Here is an 18972-nt window from a genome sequence, read left to right on the forward strand (position 1 = left end):
ACACGAAGGACCCTGGGCGTGCATGGCCGCCTTCGTAGCAGCTAGGTAAGGCAGCACTACTACGCCAGCACAGATTCTCGCTGCCGGAGGCGGCGCAGCAGCGCCGTATGGTTGCCGCGCACAGCAGCTCGCACCTCATCGGCGGCCATGCGCCCCGTTTCGGCGGCGCCGTTCATGTAGCCTTGGTACCAGGCGCTGCAATGCTCGCCGGCAAAGAAGAGGTTACCAACCGGCTTGCGCTCAGCCCCGGCAATGGTGCTGAACTGCCCTGGTTTGTAGCAGGCGTAGCTGCCCAGCGTGTACGGATGCGTCGGCCAGTGCATGCGCTCGGCTCGCCCGTTGTAGGTGCCGCGGGCGGCGGGCCACACCGCTTCCAGCACCGGCAGGTACCGCTGCACCTGCGACTGTGGCGTGCCAGCGCCCACTGCCATACCTTCCTGCCCACCCAGGTACACCGTGTACGCCGACTGCCTAGTGGGTTGCAGTTGGCCGGAATCCCAGCCGGTCTGCACGGGCTGGTCGGTGAAGATGTAGCCGGTATCGCCTTCGGTGCGCCACGGGCGGCCGTTGAAACCCAGAAACAGCTTGGCATTGGTGCCGTAGCCTAAGTTGTGGATGGCATTGGTTTTCCAGGCTGGCAGGGCCAGTTGCAGATCTAGCTGCCGGAGCACCGTAAAAGGCAGCGTGAGCACCACATAGTCGGCCACTACCTCAATGGTTTGTGTGGAGGCCAACTCGAAGGTGAGCACATACTCCCGGGCGGCGTTCTGGGCTAACCGAGTCAGTCGGTGCCCGACCTTGAGTTGCCCGGCAAGCTGCTGCGCCAGGGCATCGGTGAGGCGCTGGTTGCCGCCCTGAATCTTGTACCGCTCGTCGCTTTCTCCGAAAATATCGAAGGCCCCCTTGTGGGTATCGGCCGAGAACAGCCACAAAAAGTTGATGGCCGACTGTTGGTTTACCTCCAAGCCATACTCGGTGAGGTAGGCTACCTCCAGCAGTTCCCGGATCAGCCCCGTCATGCCCAGCGTATCGAAATACTGCGCAATGGATAGCTGGTCGAAGCGGGCGGCGGCCGGCGTTAGGTTGTCGTAGGTGATGGTGTTGGGCAGGGCCCGGATGTCGGTGGCTACCTGGCGGGCATACGGTTGAAAGGCCTGAATTACCTGCCCCACGGTGTAGTGCCGCCCGTTGAAGTAGTAGGCGTCCTTGGTAAGCACCGTTTCGCTGGGGGCCTGCACGTCGTAGAGCGGCAGGTTGAACTCCCGCGCTAGTTGCAGCATGTCGCGGTGGCCGCTGTCAATAAACTCGCCGCCCAGTTCGGTGGTAAGGCCGGGAGCCATCAGGTCGGTGGCGGTGAAGATGCGGCCCCCAGTGCGGCTGCTGGCTTCATAAATATCGGCCCGCAACCCAAGCTTGCGGAGCTGGTACGCGCAGTTCAGCCCCGCTATGCCGGCCCCTACCACCACAATGCGCGGTTGCGAACCTTTCGCGTCGAAGGCAGTTTGCCCCGACAAAGATTCGGGCTCAACCACTTCGGTTTCACAGGCGGCGAGCAAGCCACCGGCCCCTACCAGCAACCCCATTTTGGTGGTAGTAACGAGGAAGTCGCGGCGGCTTTGGCTGGTAGCCATATCGGCTAGCTCGTGGGCAGAGGGTGCGCCCGGCTCGTTGGCAACCACGGCGAGGCCAAAGGCCCGTTGCAGGGCCCGCAATAGTGGAGTACGTGCTTTGAAATCAGGAGTAGTTGTTGGGTTCATATGCGAGAGAACTGGGTGGGAAAAATGAAGTACTAAGTTTAGAAAACTATAGACTTTATCAAGGCTGTAGTGGTATTTATTCAAGCCACTCAGACAGATACCTCTTGTCAACCGCTCATCTGCGCTATGCCCTAGGTTAACCAACGACGGGCACCGGTTTCGTGCTTTCAAGTTGATGGTAGGCGCGCACTGAGCACCATGCCACAGACCGTTTGCACCGGCAACGACCAGCACCGAGCTGCCGCACTCGTCCCGGCACCCGACAGGCGCACCGGCTCAGCTTGGTGCTTTTACCTGATACTCAACTGCAACTCCGTGAACCAACCGGCGGTATACCCCTGCACTATAGCTATGGTATCAAGCACATGAGAAAGAACGAGCTACGCAACGCAACTGTGGTAATTACGGGCGCTTCCAGCGGCATAGGGCGCGCTACCGCGCTGGCATTTGCTCGCCAGGGCGCCCGGCTGGTATTGGCAGCGCGGCGCGAAGCAGTACTGCACGAAGTAGTGCTGGAGTGCGAACAGCTCGGCGCTACCGCCTTGGCCGTACCCACTGACGTGACCAATGCCACGGCCGTACAGCACCTCGCCGAAACGGCCGCCAGGGTTGGGGGTGGCATTGATATTTGGATCAACAATGCCGGGGCCGGCGCCATCGGGCCCTTCTCCACCATTCCGTTGGCCGTGCATGAGCAGGTGATACGCGTCAATTTATTTGGCTCCCTGTATGGGGCCTACGCCGTGCTGCCCTACTTTCGGCAGCAAGGATACGGCACCCTGCTCAACGTTATTTCCTTGGGGGCCTGGCTGCCCGAACCGTACACCGTGGCCTACAGCGCCAGCAAATACGGTCTGCGGGGCCTCATGGACACGCTGCGTACCGAGCTAACCCTGGAACCCAACATCCACGTCTGCGACGTGCACCCCGCCTACATCGATACGCCCGGTTTCCAGCACGGCGCCAACTACACGGGCCGCCTGATCAAGCCGGCCCCGCCGGTGTTTCCAGCCCAGCAGGTGGCGGCGGCACTTGTGCGCCTGGCGCAGCACCCTCGCCCTACCACCATGGTAGGCTGGAGCGGCCCCGGCTTGCGCCTACTCTACCGGCTGGCCCCGGCGGCCACTCGCTGGAGCAGCATGCGCCTGCTCAACTACTATCTGCGCCAAGCCGAGCCCGCGCCTATTACGGAGGGCAGCCTTTTCACACCCACCCCCGCCCGCCACGGCACCGACATTTCCGGTGGCTGGCGTCGGCCTGCTTCTGCTTCCGGCGGCGCTAAGTGGGTGGGGGCCGTGGCGCTAGCGGCGGGTGCGTATGCGTGGTGGCGCTCCCGCACACCAGGAAAGCAAGCAACCTGATTGCTCCACCTACTCAGGTCAGCGCAGAGCGTAGCGTCCACAATAGAGTCGAGTGGGCTAGCCTGCGCATTCTGCGCCGCATGCCCCTCACCGATGTGCTAGTTATGCTACTCGTGACGCTCGTAACGGCTATTTCGCAGAACCTTTGGCTCGGTTCAGGCTTTTACCGAGAAATTCGACGTCCAGACCGACCCGACCAACGTGGTAGTGGGCTTTCGCGAGAGCCGCGTAGCCGATATGTTCGGCATTGATGCTCCACACAAACTCACCGAGCGGTATCAGCGGGTAGGCAAAACGCTACGCCCGCGCTACCTCAGCCCCGATTGCCGCCAGTTGTTGCACAATGCCGGGGCCCTCGTGAAAGTTAATATCCTCGAAGACCCCGACTACCGCGTGGCTACCGACGCCGGGTAAAGCACTTCGCTGGGCTGTCCGGGACTCGCGTACACGCCCGCTACATCAGGGCAGCTAAACGGGGCGACTCCAAGATAGTGGCTCGTTTAGCTGCCCTGACGTGTTTTCTATTCTTCTCATTTTTAGCGCACGTTACCGGGTTTAACCACGCGTACTGGCACTGAGTGGGCTATAGCGACAAACACCCAAATTATATATTTCTGATTGTCATAATTCATATATACGTTTAGACGAAAGCAGCCTTATCCACAGAGGTTGTGTCATGTCCACTCACCTTTACCCTATATCTATGAAAACATGCTTTACGCCAACTAGCTGCCGTCCTTTGGTCGTGGCTGCGTTGCTTGCGCTGCCTGGCTTAGCCGCAGCCCAATCCACTCCGCTGAACAGCGCCTTGCAGCAGCTCAGCGGCCAGTACACCAAGCTTGGCCTCACCCAGGCCGACGTCGCCAACCCGGCCGTCACCAGCTCCTACACCGATGCCGATGCGGGCGTAACGCACGTGTATTTGCGGCAGCGGTATCAGGGCATTGAAATTTATGGGGCGGAAGCCGACATGCACCTCGACCGCAACCAGAAGGTGGTGGCCCTGAACAGCGCTTTTCTGCCCAACGTAACTAACGCAGCCCGGGCCGCGGCCACAGCTCCCACGCTCACCTCAGTGCAGGCCGTAGCCGCGGCAGCACGCGTGCTAAGCTTGCCTGCCCCTAGCGGCTTGGCCATCACCAAGGCAGGTACGCCCGCCGAGGGCATGGTCTTTAATGAAGGCGGCATTTCGCTGGACCCCATTGCCGTGAAGCTGATGTATCAGGCGCGCCCCAGCGGCGAGTTGGTGCTCGTGTGGGACGTAACGATTGCGCCCCAGAAAGGCGACCATTACTGGAATGTGCGCGTGAATGCTCAAACCGGCCAGTTGTTCGACAAAACCGACTTCACGGTTTCCGAGCCCGTCGACTTTCAAGAACTAACGCAGCGCGCCCTTTCCACGGCCGCCTGGCCTCAGCCGCAAGCTACCAGCCCAACGGCTACGCCTAACAGCTACAACGTGTATCCGCTGACTGTGGAAAGCCCCATCTACGGTCCCCGGCAACTGGTAGTGAACCCCGCCGACCCTACGTACTCGCCCTACGGCTGGCACGATACCAACGGCGTAGCAGGAGCCGAATTCACCATTACGCGCGGCAACAACGTGCACGCCTACGAAGACCGCGCCAGCCGCAACGGCAACCCCGTGGGCTACAGCCCCGACGGCGGTGCCGACTTGAGCTTCGACTTCCCCTTCGATCAGACGGCGGCGCCCCTAGTGTATCGGGACGCGGCCATCACCAACCTGTTCTACTGGAACAACCTCGTGCACGACGTGATGGCCTACAAAGGCTTCAACGAAGTGAGCGGCAACTTCCAGGTCACCAACTACACCGGCACCGGCCTCGGCAACGACGACGTGCGGGCCGAAGCTCAGGACGGCGGCGGCGTCAACAACGCCAACTTCTCGACGCCCGTCGATGGCCTGCGCCCCCGCATGCAGATGTACCTCTGGCCCGGTGGCTTTGGTAGCATTACGGCTCCAGCCACCATTGCGGGCTCCTTATCGATGCGCGGCACGGCGTACGGCCGTACGCTAACCGCCACTGGCCCTATCACCGGCAACGTGGTACTCGCCAACGACGGTTCTTCCAACCCACCACGCGCCTGCGCGCCGCTACTCAACGGAGCCGCCATCAATGGCAACATTGCGTTGGTGTATCGGGGCGGCACTTGCTCCACACCCACCAAAATTCGGAACGCCCAGAATGCCGGGGCCCGTTTGGTACTGATTTCCGATAGTATTCCGAACACGGCTATTGCCAACTACGGCGGTGCTACCGACACGGTGGGTATCCGCATCCCATCGGTAGCTATTTCCAAAGCCGATGGCGACAAAATCAGAGGCGCTCTTACTGCGGGCGTCACGGTTACGGTGAACGTGAACGGTATCACGCGCGACGGCGACTTCGACAACGGCGTAATTGCCCACGAGTACGGCCATGGTATCTCCAACCGCCTCACCGGCGGGCCTGCTAACTCCAACTGCCTCGGCAACGCCGAGCAGATGGGCGAAGGCTGGAGCGACTTCTTCGGCTTGTGGATGACCACCAAGCCCGGCGACCAGGGCTTCACGCCCCGCGGCATTGGCAACTACGTAACCGGCGCCGCTACCGATGGCTACGGCATCCGTCCGCAGCGCTACTCCACGGACTTCGCCGTGAACAACCAAACCTACGCCAACATTGGAGTAGCCCCGTACACGGCTGTGCACGCCATCGGCTCGGTATGGGCTGCTACGCTTTGGGATTTGAACTGGAAGATGGTGGAGAAGTACGGCTACAACCGCAACCTGAAAGCGGCTACCGGCGGCAACAACATCGCCCTCAAGCTGGTAATGGACGGCCTAAAGCTGCAAGTGTGCCGCCCCGGCTTCCTCGACGGCCGCGACGCCATCCTGCGGGCCGACTCGATCTACAACAACAAAGCCAACACGTACCAGATCTGGCAGGTGTTTGCCCGCCGCGGCATGGGTGTTGATGCCGTGCAGGGTTCTAGCAACCTGCTCACCGACCAAGTGGCCGGCTACCTGATTCCGACCCGCGTGCTGGCTACCCAGTCGCAGCAGCAGCGCGACCAGTTGCTCGAACTGTATCCAAACCCCGCCAACAGCGAGTTGACGGTCAAGCTGCCGGTGAGCAGCAAGACGCCAGTACAGGTGTCGGTGGTGGACATGCTGGGCAAGACGGTGCAGACTTCCGCTACGCCTTCCAGTGAGTTGCAGCGCGGCCTGCGCCTCAACACCACGGCCTTGGCACCCGGCTTGTACATCGTGCAGTTACGTTCCGATGCCGGTTCCTTCACCAAGAAGGTCCTGATACAGCACTAAGCACGAGCCGAATAAGACCTGTCATTCCGACGCAGGAGGAATCTGAGTTATTACGCAGGGCTTCACCCAGATTCTTCCTGCGTCGGAATGACAGGTTTTGTTCAACTAGGTACTAAGCGCAAACAGCAGTAGCTATTTCACCAGCGTACCGCTGGCTAGCTAACAGCCACAAAAAAAGCCCATCCAATTGCTGGATGGGCTTTTTTGTGGCTAAGAGGCCAGGGTTATTTACCTAGCTTGATCTTCAGGTTTTCGTCTAGCGCCTCCAGGAACTCCTCGGTGTAGAGGTAGTCTTGGCCGTGCTGCACCTTGTTGCCGTGGATGCAAACGGCCAAGTCCTTGGTCATTTTGCCGCTTTCTACGGTTTCCACGCACACTGCCTCCAAGGCGTGGCAGAAGTCGATCAGCTCTTGGTTGTTGTCCAACTTACCGCGGAACTCCAAGCCGCGCGTCCAGGCAAAGATGGACGCAATAGGGTTGGTGGATGTAGGCTTGCCTTTCTGGTGGTCGCGGTAGTGGCGCGTCACGGTACCGTGGGCGGCTTCCGCTTCCATTACGGTGCCGTCCGGCGTCACCAGCGTGGACGTCATCAAGCCCAACGACCCGAAGCCTTGGGCTACCGTGTCGCTCTGCACGTCGCCGTCGTAGTTTTTGCAGGCCCACACGAAGTTGCCGTTCCATTTCAGAGCAGAGGCCACCATGTCGTCGATCAGACGGTGCTCGTAGGTGATGCCGGCCGCTGTGAACTTGGCTTGGTAGTCTTGCTCGTAAATCTCCTGGAAGATGTCCTTGAACCGGCCATCGTACTTCTTAAGGATGGTGTTCTTAGTGGACAGGTACAACGGCCAGCCCTTCATCAGGGCCTGGTTGAAGCAGGCGTGGGCAAATCCCCGAATCGACTCGTCGGTGTTGTACATGGCCAGTGCCACCCCGTCGCTCTTGAAGTTGAACACTTCAAACGACTGGGTTTCGCCGCCATCTTCCGGCGTGAAGGTGATGGTTAGCTTGCCTTTGCCTTTGGTTAAGAAGTCGGTGGCGCGGTACTGGTCGCCGAAGGCGTGGCGGCCAATGCAGATAGGAGCGGTCCAGTTGGGCACCAAGCGGGGCACGTTGCTCATCACAATGGGCTCCCGGAAAACGGTACCGTCCAGAATGTTGCGGATGGTGCCGTTGGGCGACTTCCACATCTGCTTGAGGTTGAATTCCGTCACACGGTCCTCGTCCGGCGTGATGGTGGCGCATTTGATACCCACACCGTATTGCTTGATGGCGTTGGCGGCATCAACAGTTACCTGGTCGTTGGTTTCGTCACGGTACTCGATTCCCAAGTCATAGTACTTGATATCTAAGTCCAGATACGGAACAATCAATTTGTCTTTGATGAACTTCCAGATGATGCGCGTCATTTCGTCGCCATCGAGCTCCACTACCGGGTTTGCTACTTTAATTTTTGCCATTTCTTGTGTGGACGTGTGTTTGTTGTTCAATTTCAGCGCCTTGGGGCACTGTACTACGGAACCGGGCATTTCTCGTCTATCCATCGACGGTACTGCATCCCGATTACCGATGCCAATAATAAGAAAGGTTTACTATCCGGAAGCAGTTTATGCCACGTTTGCCGCCGTATAGCGGCTCCGGAAGAGCAAGCTATGCGGTTCCAGCGAACTGCGTTAGGATTTACCTACTTATTTAAACGTGCCGGCTAAGAAGCGCGCCAGAAACGGCGCCGTACGGCTGTGTTTTGCTGCGGCTACTTCTGAGGGTGTGCCGGCAGCGACTACGAGGCCGCCTTCGTCGCCGGCACCGGGCCCCATATCCAGCACGTAGTCGCTGCTTGCTACTACGCGCATGTCGTGCTCCACTACGATGACGGTGTTGCCAGCTTCCACCAAGCCATCGAGCTGGGTTAGCAGCTTCTCCACGTCGGCAGGATGCAGGCCGGTGGTGGGCTCGTCGAGGACGTAGAGTGAGTTGCCGCGCTGAGTTCGTTGCAGCTCCGTCGCTAGCTTAATGCGCTGGGCCTCCCCACCCGATAGCTCGGTGGCCGGCTGCCCGAGGCGCAGATAGCCCAGGCCTACTTCGCGCAGCACCGTAAGGGCGCGGTGTACCGGTGGCTCGTCGGCGAAGAATTCCCAGGCGGCGTCCACCGTTAGGGCCAGCACTTCCGCAATGTGTTTGTCGCGGTAGGTTACTTCCAGCGTTTGGGCATTATAGCGGGCGCCCTGGCAAACTGGACAGGGCGCATACACGCTCGGCAGAAACAACAATTCCACCATCACAAAGCCCTCGCCCTGGCAGTTCTCACAGCGGCCTTTTGCTACGTTGAAGGAGAACCGTCCCGCATCATAGCGCCGCTTACGCGCCGCCGGGGTGGCCGCAAACAGCTTGCGAACGTGGTCGAAGAGGCCGGTATAGGTGGCCATGTTGGAGCGGGGCGTGCGGCCGATAGGCTTTTGGTCGACGCGCACAAGGCGCTTGATGTGCTCCATGCCAGCGGCAATGCGTCCGCCGGTTTCAGGCGGCGCGGCGCGCTCCAGTGGGTCAGTGCCTTCCTCCTCCTCGGCAGCTACCTCTAGCCCTAAGTACTCGGCCACTAGCTCCACCAGCACCTGGCTCACCAAGCTCGACTTGCCCGAACCGGACACCCCCGTAACGGTGGTGAACACGCCCAGTGGAAACGCCACATCCAACTGGTTGAGGTTGTTGCGCGTGACGCCAGCCAGCTGCAACCAGCCGGTAGGCATGCGGGCCTGGTGGGTGGGCTGTTCGGTTTTGTTGGCGTTGAACAGGTAGCGCCGTGTCTGCGAAGCGTCCACGGCGGCCAGCCCCGCGGGTGGGCCACTATACAGGACTTCGCCGCCTTGCTCCCCAGCCGCGGGCCCTACGTCCACCAGCCAATCGGCCTGCCGGACCACGTCCAGGTTATGCTCCACCACGAACAGCGAGTTGCCAGCCCGTTTCAGCTCGGCCAGGGCGGCCAGCAACGCCTCCGTATCAGAAGGGTGCAGCCCCGCCGACGGTTCATCCAGCACATACACCACCCCAAACAGGTTGGAATACAGCTGCGTGGCCAGCCGTAGCCGTTGCAGCTCCCCCGGCGACAACGTAGGCGTGCTGCGCTCCAACGACAGATACCCCAATCCCAAATCCAGCAGCACCCCGAGCCGGGCGCACAAGTCGGCGGCTATGCGTTGCGCGACAATGGCTTGCTCGGGATGAACGGCATCTTGCTTTTTGCGGCCCGTGGCGGTGCCCTGGGCGTAGGGTTGCAACAGGTGCGCCACCCGCTTTAGGGGCAGCGTGGAAAGCTCCGCAATATCGAGCCCCGCAAACTTCACCGACAAGGACTCTGGCCGCAGCCGCTTACCGTGGCACAGCGGGCACTCGGTGCTTAGCATGTACTGCAAGGCCCGCTTTTTCATCAAGGGGCTTTGGGTGGTAGCAAAGGTGTGCAGCACGTGCCGCTTGGCGCTGCTGAACGTACCCATGTAGTTAGGTGGCTCCCGGCGCTTGAGGGCCCGTTGGGTTTCACTTGGCGAGTAGCCCGGGTACACGGGCACTACAGGTTGGTCGTCGGTGAATAATATCCAGTCCCGGTCTTTCTGGGGCAGGTCGCGCCAGGGCCGGTCCACGTCGTAGCCGAGCGTAACGAGGATGTCGCGCTGGTTTTGGCCACCCCAGGCCTGGGGCCACGCCGCAATGGCCCGCTCCCGAATCGTAAGCGAATCGTCGGGCACCATCGACTCCTCTGTCACCTCGTAGGTGCGGCCCAAGCCGTGGCAGGTGGGGCAGGCGCCCTCAGCCGTGTTCGGGGAAAAGGCTTCGGCGTAGATGATGCCCTGCCCCGCGGGGTAGTCGCCGGCCCGCGAGTACAGCATGCGCACCAAGTTGGAAAGCGTGGTGACACTGCCCACCGAGGAACGGGTGGTGGGCGTGCCGCGCTGCTGTTGCAAGGCTACAGCCGGCGGCAACCCCTCAATGGCATCCACCTCCGGCACCGACATCTGGTGAAACAACCGCCGGGCATACGGCGAAACCGACTCCAGGTAGCGCCGTTGGGCCTCCGCGTACAAGGTTCCGAAAGCCAACGATGATTTGCCGGAACCCGAAACGCCGGTAAACACCACTAACGCATCGCGCGGTATCTCGACGTCGATGTTCTTGAGGTTGTGCTCCCGGGCGCCGCGGACGCGCACGAATCCGATAAACGGCTGTGTGGTATTAGGTTGTGCTTGTTTGGCCATGTAGTGCAGTGCAACAAGAGAGTTGCGGATGCGCTCTATTACGCAAAACCAGCCTTTGCTGCCGGGATACACAAGACAACGGCCTCCTACGCCTTACCAGTAAGACGTAGGAGGCCGTGCAAACGGGGCGGCGGCTTGCTGCTGTTGCTCAGCGCTGAGGAGTTGTTACGTGGCGGCCATACCTCCTCTCAGCACCAGTTGCGCCGTTGTCTGGTGTATTCCGCTAAATGCGCGAAGGTATGGGCTGAGGGGCCTTCAAGGCTTGTTTCAATTCCTGCTCCTTTAGCTTTTTGCAGGTTAGCAGGATCAGAGCGTCGTAGCTCATCGAGTTTTCGTCGTAGCTCATATGCACCCGTTTGCCATTCCAGGCATAGTGATGGGTGAAAGGACTACGCCGGACACCCGTTCCGGCCTGCTGCTGCAACTCAGCCAATACAGCGCGGCTGTTGTCAAGCCCTTGCGTTTTCATCATCACCACTGCAAGCTTCCCCTTGTAGAACCCGTACGTGATGTCGGCTACTTGCCCGCTGCCAAACTGTTTTATCTCGCTTGTGCGGCGGTAATAGCGTGTTTCGCCCGCTTTTTCGGCCAACGCCAGATCCTGAAAAGCGGTAATATCCGTCTCGAAACGCGCTTGCCGGAAGCCGTACGTTTCGTCTAATGTTTGGACGCTAGGCGTCGAAGATTGGGCGTAGGAAAAGGTACTTGGCAGCGCAAAAAAGCAGGCAAGTGTGAAATATAACTTCATAAGAGTGGCGCAAAAAAATCAACAGCTACTGCAAGCAAGATAAAGCACCCTCTACGGATAAATACAAAATAGTTTATAAAATGCAAATTATAAGAACTTAAGTACTGACAACTGCTACTAGATGATAAGGTGCTGGTTGCCTAACGGCTGCATCTATTGAAAACCGGCCTACAGCAGTTGGAAACCCCATACCTTTCTTCACTCGTATGGAGAGGCGCTACGTAGGGCAACTGGCTAAGCGAACAACGTGTTGCTGGAGGCGTCTCCTTACAATGCTATTTGTGTGGTTTGTTGGCTACACAAGGAGTTGGCACCTCTAGCGCTGTTGCACGAGGTAGAGCAGGCCAACCAAGCCAAAAATTATCAGCAACAGTATGGCTACCCTCACCAACCAGCTTTTCCACTGTTTGCGTTGCTTACGCTTAGTGCGTTTGAGTTTGCGTTTCATTGCAGTTTCAAGGGAGGGAAGAACTGCTCAAGTAAGGAAAAAGAAGTTGCTTCCCCGCCTTCTCTTTTCATGGGTCGGCCCGCTTGAGCCTGCACCCGTAGGCAGTTTCAAGCGGGCCGACCCGTAACTCATTTCTTGAACAGCATGCTACGTGCTCAACGTAGCCTCAGACAAAGTATGTGTGGTTGTGTTTGCTACTCACCAGAACGCCGGATGTATGTCCGCCGTGCTCAAGCAAGTGTCGTTTATATAGCTAGTGCAAAGTATCTAGCTCTATTCCTGGTCTGGCTCGATGGCAGAATTACTGCTGTCCAGCCCGATATTCTTGCTGGCTAATTCATCGGGATTAGGCTGCGCGTAATCACCGCCGCCGTAGCCCCCGCGGAAAGCGTTCGTGTCTTCCTGGGGCTGGCGGTCGGTGAGGTCTTCACGGCCCCCACTCGAGCCTACCCCGCCTCGGGTACCGCTTTCGTCGTAGGCGCGGTCTTCGTCGCCGTTGGAACCCGCCCGGCCAGTACCGTAACCGCGGCCTACATCACTGTAAGGCAATTCAGGGTCGGCGGCGCTGTGGCGGCGCTGCTGGTTATAAGCGGAACCCTGACCGCCGAAGCTACCGTCACCTTGCGGCGCTTCATCGTGGTCGGGTGGCAGGTGCTCGTTTCCAAATTGGTTGTCGCCAGTGATGTTGCCTCCGTTGGGCATGCCCTGTAAGTCGTCTTCCAGCGGGTCGAGGTGGTCATCGGGTTGGTCGTAGGTAGCCATGTCTGAGTGGGAATAGCGTGGGTGGAAAGGAAAAGGTCAGCTTCTGATACCGCCCTGTGCAGGGAAAGTTATGTTGAGCTTACCAGCTCCCAGACCAACTGAATGACCAGAGAAAGGGCATGCTTGTGTTGAATGGGGCAGCTCGCAGCTCACGGCTGCCTCGAAAGTGCCCCGAACTCATGGAGTCAGGGCGCTTTTTCAGTTACAGACTATGGTGCAGGCCTATGTCGTGGTTGTGTTTGGAATAACAACCAGCGGATCAACCTAGCCGCGCCAGCAACTCTTCCACTTGCCGTTCCAGCCGCGTTACGCGTTCTTCCATGGTGGATGGTGGCCGCAGGTGGGTGGTAAAGACGGCCTTCACTTCCCAAATTTCCAGCGCTTGGTCTAAGGCAAATTCCTCGGCGCCGTAGTCAGGGTTGTCGGCCCGGAGCTTGACCACGTTGTTGGCGAGCCGCTCGGACAGGCGCCGCACCAGCAAGCGGTTCTGCGTGACGAAAGCGTAGATGCGGTGCACCCGCAAGGTGGGCTCGGCCAAATCAACCCGGCGGCACAGCACCACATCTTGGTGCCGCAGCCCTTGTTGCTGATGCTGCATTTCGGCGCCCACTATTTCGAACGCGCGTGTGGCGGGCCCAAGCTGGTGTGGGAACGTGAGCGGCGGCAACGAATCCAGAAAGCTGGAATTATGATGCTGTACAATGTACTCTAGCAGCCGGTCGGCGGGCACGAACGGTGTTACAGCTTTCTGTAGGTCGGCGGCGGCAGTGGTAGGGGCAGCGGGTGCTTGAGCGGGAGCACCTTGCTGCTTGAAGATGTCGAAATGATACAGCTCATTTACCGTTAGTTCTTTCGTTAGTAGCAAGTCAACTGATAAGCCAAAATGCTGAGCAATTTGGATCAGGGTTTCCATTTTTGGCTCGGAGCGGCCTTCCTCGTAGGCACCAACACTTGGCCTAGCCAAACCAAAAAGCTCTGCAAAAGCTGCCTGACTGAGCTTTTTGACAGTTCTTATCTTGCGGATGTTTTTTCCAACGTAAGACATTAGCGAAAATATATTTTGCTCAAAGCTTGAGCGTATCTAAAACTTTGAGTACTCTTGTGTCGTAAAGCTACCACATATTCGACACATCACTTTGCAAGGCGCTACTTTTTTGAGCCGCCAGCAGATTTTGCTAGCACCCCTCCTATAAGCTCTCTTCATTTATCTAGTAGCACTCCTTTCTCAATACCTAGTTTCCACTGGCATGGTCAACTCTTACTTCTTTAAAATCCAGACTTACTTGTTGGAGCTTGGCTTCGACATTCACCATCTGGACGAGGCCAACAACCTGCTGGTGGTAAGTAAGCCGGAGTTGGGTATCGAGCATCTGGTGCTTGGCTGTGGCGAGCCGCTGCTGATTATGGAGCAATATCTGCTCGACCTGCCCGGCCCGAACTGCGACGTGTACCAGCGGCTACTTCAGAAAAACCGCGACATCATTCACGGCGCCTTCGTGCTCGACGAGTCGGGCCGCAAGGTCATCTTTCGCGACACCCTCCAACTAGAGCATCTCGACCGGCCGGAACTGGAGGCTGTGTTCAATTCCCTGGCACTCTTGCTGAGCGAGTTCAGCGACGAGTTGATTGCGTTTTCGAAAGGACAGTAAGTTGCGCGAAGCTCCAGCTTCGCCCCTCGTTGCACGACCCACTTCCTCGTTGCAGCGACTAACGTTCAACGAGGCCTGAAGCTGGAGCTTCGCGCTATATCTCTAGAAGCCATGAACTTATTTAACCGCATCTTCAAAATCGGACAGGCCGAAGCCCACTCTGCCGTCAACCAGCTCGAAGACCCTATCAAAATGACCGAGCAGGGGCTGCGCGACCTACGCCAGGACCTCGACAAGGCCTTGCACGCGCTAGCTGAAGTGAAAGCCCTGGCTATCCGGGCCCGCAACGAGGTGGAGGTAGAACGCAGCCGCGCCCTCGACTACGAAAACAAAGCAGTACTTCTGCTCCAAAAAGCTCACCGGCAGGAAATGGATGCCGCCGAAGCCGACCGCCTAGCCACGGAAGCGTTGCTCAAGAAAACGCAGCACGAAGCGCAAGGCTCCCGCGCCGCGCAAGACCAGCAGAAGTTTGAGGCTTCCGCTGCACAGCTCGACCAAAACGTGCAACAGCTCAAGAGCACCATCAGCCAATGGGACAACGAGCTCAGAACCCTCAAAGCCCGCGTGACGGTAAGCACGGCCACCAAAACCATCAACCAGCAACTAGCCCAACTCGATTCGTCGGGAACGGTGGCGTTGCTGGAGCGTATGAAGGAGAAAGTAGCCACCGAAGAAGCCCTAGCCGAATCGTACGGCCAGATTGCCCAAGAAAACCGCACTATTGATCAGGAAATCGATAAAGCCTTGGGTTCCACGCAGTCTGGCCAAGCCAGCCAGGACCTGAAAGCCTTGAAGGCAAAGCTCGGACTCGAATAACCTACCCTCTGCGCTATGAACAACAGCATGAACCTAACGGAGAAGATATTGCGAATTTGCTCCTTGGTCTTGGTGCTTTGTAGCCTGGCGCTACGCCTCCCCCACATCGTGGGCGTGAGTGATGCACATGCCATGCTGACGTTCGGTTTGCTGCTTGGTTTGCTCTCATATAGTAGCTATTCCCGGCGGCTCCGGCGCCTCAACGAGGAACTGGAGCGCCAACTAGAAGACCGAAAGCCCGACTAGCCTCGGTCAGGACGACAGAAGCCCATGTAAAGTAATAAGCTTCTGTTTCCTGAAATTTTACCTGCGCGGCACTATCCCTTATTCATATGACTGAGCTGCTGCATGCGGCCGTTTCGCCGCCCAACCTATTGCCCACCGCGCTGCTGGTGTTTGTGCTCCTGTATTGGCTGACCGTAATTGTTGGTTTGCTGGATTTTAAGACCCTTGATATCTCCACCGACCACGATTTCGACGGCACTCACAGCGCCCACGTATCGGCCGACCACGGGGGAATTGGTGTAAGTTGGCTGAACAACGCACTGGCTTTCTTCAACTTAGGGCGCGTACCGCTGATGGTGTTTTTGAGCTTTGTGGCCTTGCCGCTGTGGGTGGCGAGCATCCTACTCAACTACTACCTCGGCAATGAGGCCTTGCTGCCGGGGTTGCTACTGCTGGTGCCGCTGTTCATCAGCAGCTTGCTACTAGCCAAGGTGCTCACGCTGCCTTTCGTGCATCTGTTTGCCGCCCTCGAGAAAAGCCACGACAGCGGTGCGCAGCCCCTCGGCAAAGTCTGCCTAGTACTGCTGCCTACCAGCCACGAGCGGCTCGGTCAAGCCAGCGTCCGGTTGCTCAATGGAGCGCCGCTGGTACTTAACGTTCGCGCCGCTTCCATCACCTCCGAGCTGCGCAAAGGCGACTCCGCCCTAGTAATCGACTATGACAAGGAGCGCCGCTGCTACCTGATTGAGCCCTACGACGCAGTGTAACGCTGTTGATTTCTTATGCTTGAGAAGCTGAAATCTTTTCGGGACTGGTTGATCGAACTTGGTGCCGATGTGCTGCTGGAAGGACTGTTTGAATTTGTTTGGAGCGTGTTTGTGAAGATGCTTGAAATACTAGCCGATGCGTTGTCCAACTAATATCTTCTTGCCAAAACGATGCTGAAAATCTTCAAATCGGCGGTCAGCTGGTGGTTGGTTGGACCCATTTTCCTCTTTCTGATGGGCGTGCCTTTGATAAGCTGGCAACACCCCGCTGCGTTTCTCACTAGTGCTGCAATGTGTTGGCTGACATCAGCTTATGTCTTCTACATGATGCGCACCACCCTCTACACCCTTACGCCCACGCACCTAGTGGTGCAATGCGGACTTTGGCGGATGCAGGTGGCTTTGGATAGCATTACCAAGGTGATGCCCACGCGCAACCCACTTAGCTCGCCGGCCTTTTCACTCGACCGGTTGGAAATCAGCTACGGCAAGTACGATACGGTTCTGGTTTCTCCCGTCAACAAGCTCAACTTTTTACAGGCCTTGCATCAACTTAACCCGACTATTCAGCTTCCTTTGTAACAGGGCGCCAAATAGTATCTTTTCTAGGTCTGTTCTTTTTTGCTTTATACTTTCTTCTGTTTGAATTTACTCTTACTTCTTACTTCCATGTTAGAACAACTATCCCTGGCGGTGATTGTCATTGTCGCCCTGCTGCTGCTTGGCTTGATTGCCATTGTGGTGAAAATGTACCAGAAAGCTGTGCAAGGTGAGGCGATGGTACGCACCGGCCTTGGCGATACCAAGGTGTCGTTTAGCGGCATCTTCGTGGTACCGGTGCTGCATAAGCTGGAGGTGATGGACATCACCCTCAAAAACATGGTTATTTCGCGGGCTGGCTCCGAAGGCCTCGTTTGCAAAGACAACCTGCGGGCCGACGTGAAAGTGAACTTCTTCGTGCGCGTCAACAAAACCCACGACGACGTGGTGCAAGTAGCGCAGAGTATTGGTTGCCGCCGCGCCTCCGACCCGATGGCGCTGGAAAACCTCTTCGACGCCAAGTTCTCGGAAGCCCTGAAAACGGTGGGCAAGCAGTTCGACTTTATCGAGCTCTACAACTCGCGTGAGCAGTTCAAACAGGAAATCCTGCGCATCATCGGCACCGACCTCAACGGCTACGTCCTCGACGACTGCGCCATTGACTACTTAGAGCAAACCCCGCTGTCCTCACTCAACCAAGACAACATCCTGGACGCCGAGGGTATTAAGAAGATTGTGGCCCTGACCTCGGAGCAGAAGATTCAGGCCAACTCTATTGCCCGCGAGATGCAAAAAACCATCAAGAAGCAGGACGTGGAAGCCCAAGAAACCATCCTGCAACTCGATAAGCAGTTGATTGAGAACCAGGAAAAGCAGAAGCGCGAAATAGCCAATATCAAAGCCCGCGAACTGGCCGAAACCGAGAAAGTACAGCAAGAAGAAAAGCTGAAGTCGGAAAAGGCCCGCATTGCCACCGAAGAAGAAGTAGGCATCGCGCAGCAGAACCGCGACCGGCAGGTGCTGGTAGCCGAGCGCAACAAACAGCGCACCGACGCCGTGGAAACCGAGCGAGTAGCCCAAGCCAAAGCGTTGGAAGCCAACGAGCGGGAACGGATTGTAGCCTTAGCTCAAATCGAAAAAGAGAAGGCGTTGGAAGAAGAAAAGAAGAACATTCAAACTATTATTCGTGAGCGGATAGTAGTGGAAAAAGCCACCGTTCAAGAGGAAGAGAAAATCAAAGACACCCGCGCCCAAGCCCAAGCCGACCGTGAAAAACTGGTAGCTGTTACGGCCGCCAAGCAGCAAGCCGAAGCCGCTACCGTGGCCCTTGTGGGCAACGCTGACATGGAGCGCCAGGCCGCCGAGTTCCGCGCCAAGCAGGCCCTCATTGATGCCGAAGCCGAGAAAGCCGCCGCTGAGTTCAAGGGCCAAGCCATCCGCACACTGGCTGAAGCCGAAGCCAGCAAAGCCACGGCCGTTGGCTTAGCTGAAGCGCAGGTGATGCAAGCCAAAGCCACCGCTCGCCAGAAAGAAGGTGAAACCGAAGCCAACGTACTCCAACTCACTGCCTCCGCCGAAGCCCAAGCCATCCAGGCCAAAGCCGGCGCCCAAGCCGAAGCCGACGAGAAGCTTGGCTTGGTAGCGGCCAAAGTGAACCGCGAAAAAGGCCTCGCCGACGCCGACATCATCCAGGCCCGCGCCGATGCCGACCAGAAGAAAGGCCTCGCCGAAGCGGCCGTTTCGGAGCAGAAGTTTGCGGTGGAAGCCAAGGGCATCGAAGCCAAGGCCGACGCCATGAAAAAGCTCGACGGGGTGGGCAAAGACCACGAGGAATTCAAACTGCGTCTCGACAAAGAAAAGTCGGTGGAGCTGGCCCAAATCAGCATCCAGAAAGACATTGCTGCCTCGCAGGCCGATGTTATCGGCGAAGCCCTCAAAGCTGCCAAAATCGACATCGTGGGTGGCGAGACGATGTTCTTCGACCAGATTATCGGCTCGATAACCAAAGGCAAAATGGTGGACCGCGCCGTGCACAACTCCGAAGTGCTCGGTACGGTGAAAGACGCTTTCTTTTCTCTCGACGGGGGCGGCGACTTCAAGTCCAACCTGCGCCGCTTCATCGACCAGTTCGGCCTCAGCTCCGAGGATATGAAAAACCTTAGCGTCTCGGCCCTGCTCCTGAAGCTGATGAACAAAGCCGGCGACGATGCCACCCGCAACACCATCACGCAACTAGCCAGCACCGCGCAGGCTTTAGGTATCGGCGACAAGCCAGTGAAGATGTTGGAGCTGAAGTAAGGAATGACTACCCTTCAAGCAAGGATTAG

General features: G+C 57.9%; 16 protein-coding genes. 10 read left to right on the forward strand and 6 right to left on the reverse strand.

Annotation, left to right across the window (positions count from 1 at the left end; genetic code table 11):
* Window positions 1-59 precede the first annotated feature (59 nt).
* Complete coding sequence (locus tag MTX78_RS13780) at window positions 60-1757, reverse strand: flavin monoamine oxidase family protein (RefSeq protein WP_243795196.1); 1698 nt, start codon at window positions 1755-1757, stop codon at window positions 60-62.
* A 365-nt stretch (window positions 1758-2122) separates the two neighbouring features.
* On the opposite strand from MTX78_RS13780, the gene MTX78_RS13785 reads away from it, so the two are divergent.
* The 3 genes from MTX78_RS13785 (at window position 2123) to MTX78_RS13795 (ending at window position 6446) form a co-directional block, all read left to right on the forward strand.
* On the forward strand, window positions 2123-3118 hold the full coding sequence (locus MTX78_RS13785; protein WP_243795198.1) for an SDR family oxidoreductase: 996 nt from the start codon (window positions 2123-2125) through the stop codon (window positions 3116-3118).
* A gap of 207 nt (window positions 3119-3325) precedes the next feature.
* Window positions 3326-3532 carry a hypothetical protein gene (locus MTX78_RS13790; protein WP_243795199.1) on the forward strand — a complete coding sequence of 69 codons (207 nt, stop codon included), beginning with the start codon at window positions 3326-3328 and terminating at the stop codon, window positions 3530-3532.
* A gap of 289 nt (window positions 3533-3821) precedes the next feature.
* Window positions 3822-6446, forward strand: a complete 2625-nt coding sequence (locus MTX78_RS13795; RefSeq protein ID WP_243795201.1) for a T9SS-dependent M36 family metallopeptidase — start codon at window positions 3822-3824, stop codon at window positions 6444-6446.
* A gap of 224 nt (window positions 6447-6670) precedes the next feature.
* Here the strand turns inward: MTX78_RS13795 and MTX78_RS13800 are convergent, their stop codons facing one another.
* The 5 genes from MTX78_RS13800 to MTX78_RS13820 form a co-directional block, all read right to left on the reverse strand.
* Window positions 6671-7903 (reverse strand): NADP-dependent isocitrate dehydrogenase, encoded by a 1233-nt coding sequence (locus tag MTX78_RS13800; RefSeq protein ID WP_243795202.1) that lies wholly within the window; start codon window positions 7901-7903, stop codon window positions 6671-6673.
* Window positions 7904-8131: 228 nt separating this feature from the next.
* Window positions 8132-10690, reverse strand: a complete 2559-nt coding sequence (gene uvrA / locus MTX78_RS13805; RefSeq protein ID WP_243795210.1) for an excinuclease ABC subunit UvrA — start codon at window positions 10688-10690, stop codon at window positions 8132-8134.
* A 223-nt stretch (window positions 10691-10913) separates the two neighbouring features.
* Entirely contained in the window at window positions 10914-11438 is a 525-nt protein-coding gene (locus tag MTX78_RS13810; protein ID WP_243795212.1) for a hypothetical protein, read from the reverse strand.
* A 721-nt stretch (window positions 11439-12159) separates the two neighbouring features.
* Window positions 12160-12648, reverse strand: a complete 489-nt coding sequence (locus MTX78_RS13815) for a hypothetical protein (protein WP_243795213.1) — start codon at window positions 12646-12648, stop codon at window positions 12160-12162.
* Between the two features lie 259 nt (window positions 12649-12907).
* A complete protein-coding gene (locus MTX78_RS13820) occupies window positions 12908-13693 on the reverse strand; it encodes an XRE family transcriptional regulator (protein WP_243795215.1) in 786 nt (261 codons plus the stop codon).
* 202 nt (window positions 13694-13895) lie between these two features.
* On the opposite strand from MTX78_RS13820, the gene MTX78_RS13825 reads away from it, so the two are divergent.
* From MTX78_RS13825 to MTX78_RS13855, 7 genes are all read left to right on the forward strand, one after another.
* Window positions 13896-14297 carry a CesT family type III secretion system chaperone gene (locus tag MTX78_RS13825; protein ID WP_243795217.1) on the forward strand — a complete coding sequence of 134 codons (402 nt, stop codon included), beginning with the start codon at window positions 13896-13898 and terminating at the stop codon, window positions 14295-14297.
* Window positions 14298-14408: 111 nt separating this feature from the next.
* Entirely contained in the window at window positions 14409-15113 is a 705-nt protein-coding gene (locus MTX78_RS13830) for a PspA/IM30 family protein (RefSeq protein WP_243795219.1), read from the forward strand.
* A gap of 15 nt (window positions 15114-15128) precedes the next feature.
* Window positions 15129-15359 carry a hypothetical protein gene (locus MTX78_RS13835; protein WP_243795220.1) on the forward strand — a complete coding sequence of 77 codons (231 nt, stop codon included), beginning with the start codon at window positions 15129-15131 and terminating at the stop codon, window positions 15357-15359.
* An 86-nt stretch (window positions 15360-15445) separates the two neighbouring features.
* Entirely contained in the window at window positions 15446-16105 is a 660-nt protein-coding gene (locus MTX78_RS13840; RefSeq protein WP_243795222.1) for an OB-fold-containig protein, read from the forward strand.
* 15 nt (window positions 16106-16120) lie between these two features.
* Window positions 16121-16258 carry a hypothetical protein gene (locus tag MTX78_RS13845; protein WP_243795230.1) on the forward strand — a complete coding sequence of 46 codons (138 nt, stop codon included), beginning with the start codon at window positions 16121-16123 and terminating at the stop codon, window positions 16256-16258.
* 18 nt (window positions 16259-16276) lie between these two features.
* Window positions 16277-16687 (forward strand): PH domain-containing protein, encoded by a 411-nt coding sequence (locus MTX78_RS13850; RefSeq protein ID WP_243795232.1) that lies wholly within the window; start codon window positions 16277-16279, stop codon window positions 16685-16687.
* 87 nt (window positions 16688-16774) lie between these two features.
* Window positions 16775-18943: a flotillin family protein gene (locus tag MTX78_RS13855; protein WP_243795234.1), complete on the forward strand. Its 2169-nt coding sequence runs from the start codon at window positions 16775-16777 to the stop codon at window positions 18941-18943.
* Window positions 18944-18972 lie beyond the last annotated feature (29 nt).

The sequence above is a fragment of the Hymenobacter tibetensis genome, from assembly GCF_022827545.1.
Taxonomy (GTDB): Bacteria; Bacteroidota; Bacteroidia; order Cytophagales; family Hymenobacteraceae; genus Hymenobacter; species Hymenobacter tibetensis.

Excerpts from the sequence above, each read along its gene's own strand:
- MTX78_RS13795 (WP_243795201.1), top strand. The coding sequence starts at position 3,822 with ATGAAAACATGCTTTACGCCAACTAGCTGCCGTCCTTTGGTCGTGGCT.
- MTX78_RS13850 (WP_243795232.1), top strand. The coding sequence starts at position 16,277 with ATGCTGAAAATCTTCAAATCGGCGGTCAGCTGGTGGTTGGTTGGACCC.
- MTX78_RS13845 (WP_243795230.1), top strand. The coding sequence starts at position 16,121 with ATGCTTGAGAAGCTGAAATCTTTTCGGGACTGGTTGATCGAACTTGGT.
- uvrA (WP_243795210.1), bottom strand. The coding sequence starts at position 10,690 with ATGGCCAAACAAGCACAACCTAATACCACACAGCCGTTTATCGGATTC.
- MTX78_RS13800 (WP_243795202.1), bottom strand. The coding sequence starts at position 7,903 with ATGGCAAAAATTAAAGTAGCAAACCCGGTAGTGGAGCTCGATGGCGAC.
- MTX78_RS13840 (WP_243795222.1), top strand. The coding sequence starts at position 15,446 with ATGACTGAGCTGCTGCATGCGGCCGTTTCGCCGCCCAACCTATTGCCC.
- MTX78_RS13810 (WP_243795212.1), bottom strand. The coding sequence starts at position 11,438 with ATGAAGTTATATTTCACACTTGCCTGCTTTTTTGCGCTGCCAAGTACC.
- MTX78_RS13855 (WP_243795234.1), top strand. The coding sequence starts at position 16,775 with ATGTTAGAACAACTATCCCTGGCGGTGATTGTCATTGTCGCCCTGCTG.
- MTX78_RS13830 (WP_243795219.1), top strand. The coding sequence starts at position 14,409 with ATGAACTTATTTAACCGCATCTTCAAAATCGGACAGGCCGAAGCCCAC.
- MTX78_RS13820 (WP_243795215.1), bottom strand. The coding sequence starts at position 13,693 with ATGTCTTACGTTGGAAAAAACATCCGCAAGATAAGAACTGTCAAAAAG.
- MTX78_RS13835 (WP_243795220.1), top strand. The coding sequence starts at position 15,129 with ATGAACAACAGCATGAACCTAACGGAGAAGATATTGCGAATTTGCTCC.
- MTX78_RS13785 (WP_243795198.1), top strand. The coding sequence starts at position 2,123 with ATGAGAAAGAACGAGCTACGCAACGCAACTGTGGTAATTACGGGCGCT.
- MTX78_RS13825 (WP_243795217.1), top strand. The coding sequence starts at position 13,896 with ATGGTCAACTCTTACTTCTTTAAAATCCAGACTTACTTGTTGGAGCTT.
- MTX78_RS13815 (WP_243795213.1), bottom strand. The coding sequence starts at position 12,648 with ATGGCTACCTACGACCAACCCGATGACCACCTCGACCCGCTGGAAGAC.
- MTX78_RS13780 (WP_243795196.1), bottom strand. The coding sequence starts at position 1,757 with ATGAACCCAACAACTACTCCTGATTTCAAAGCACGTACTCCACTATTG.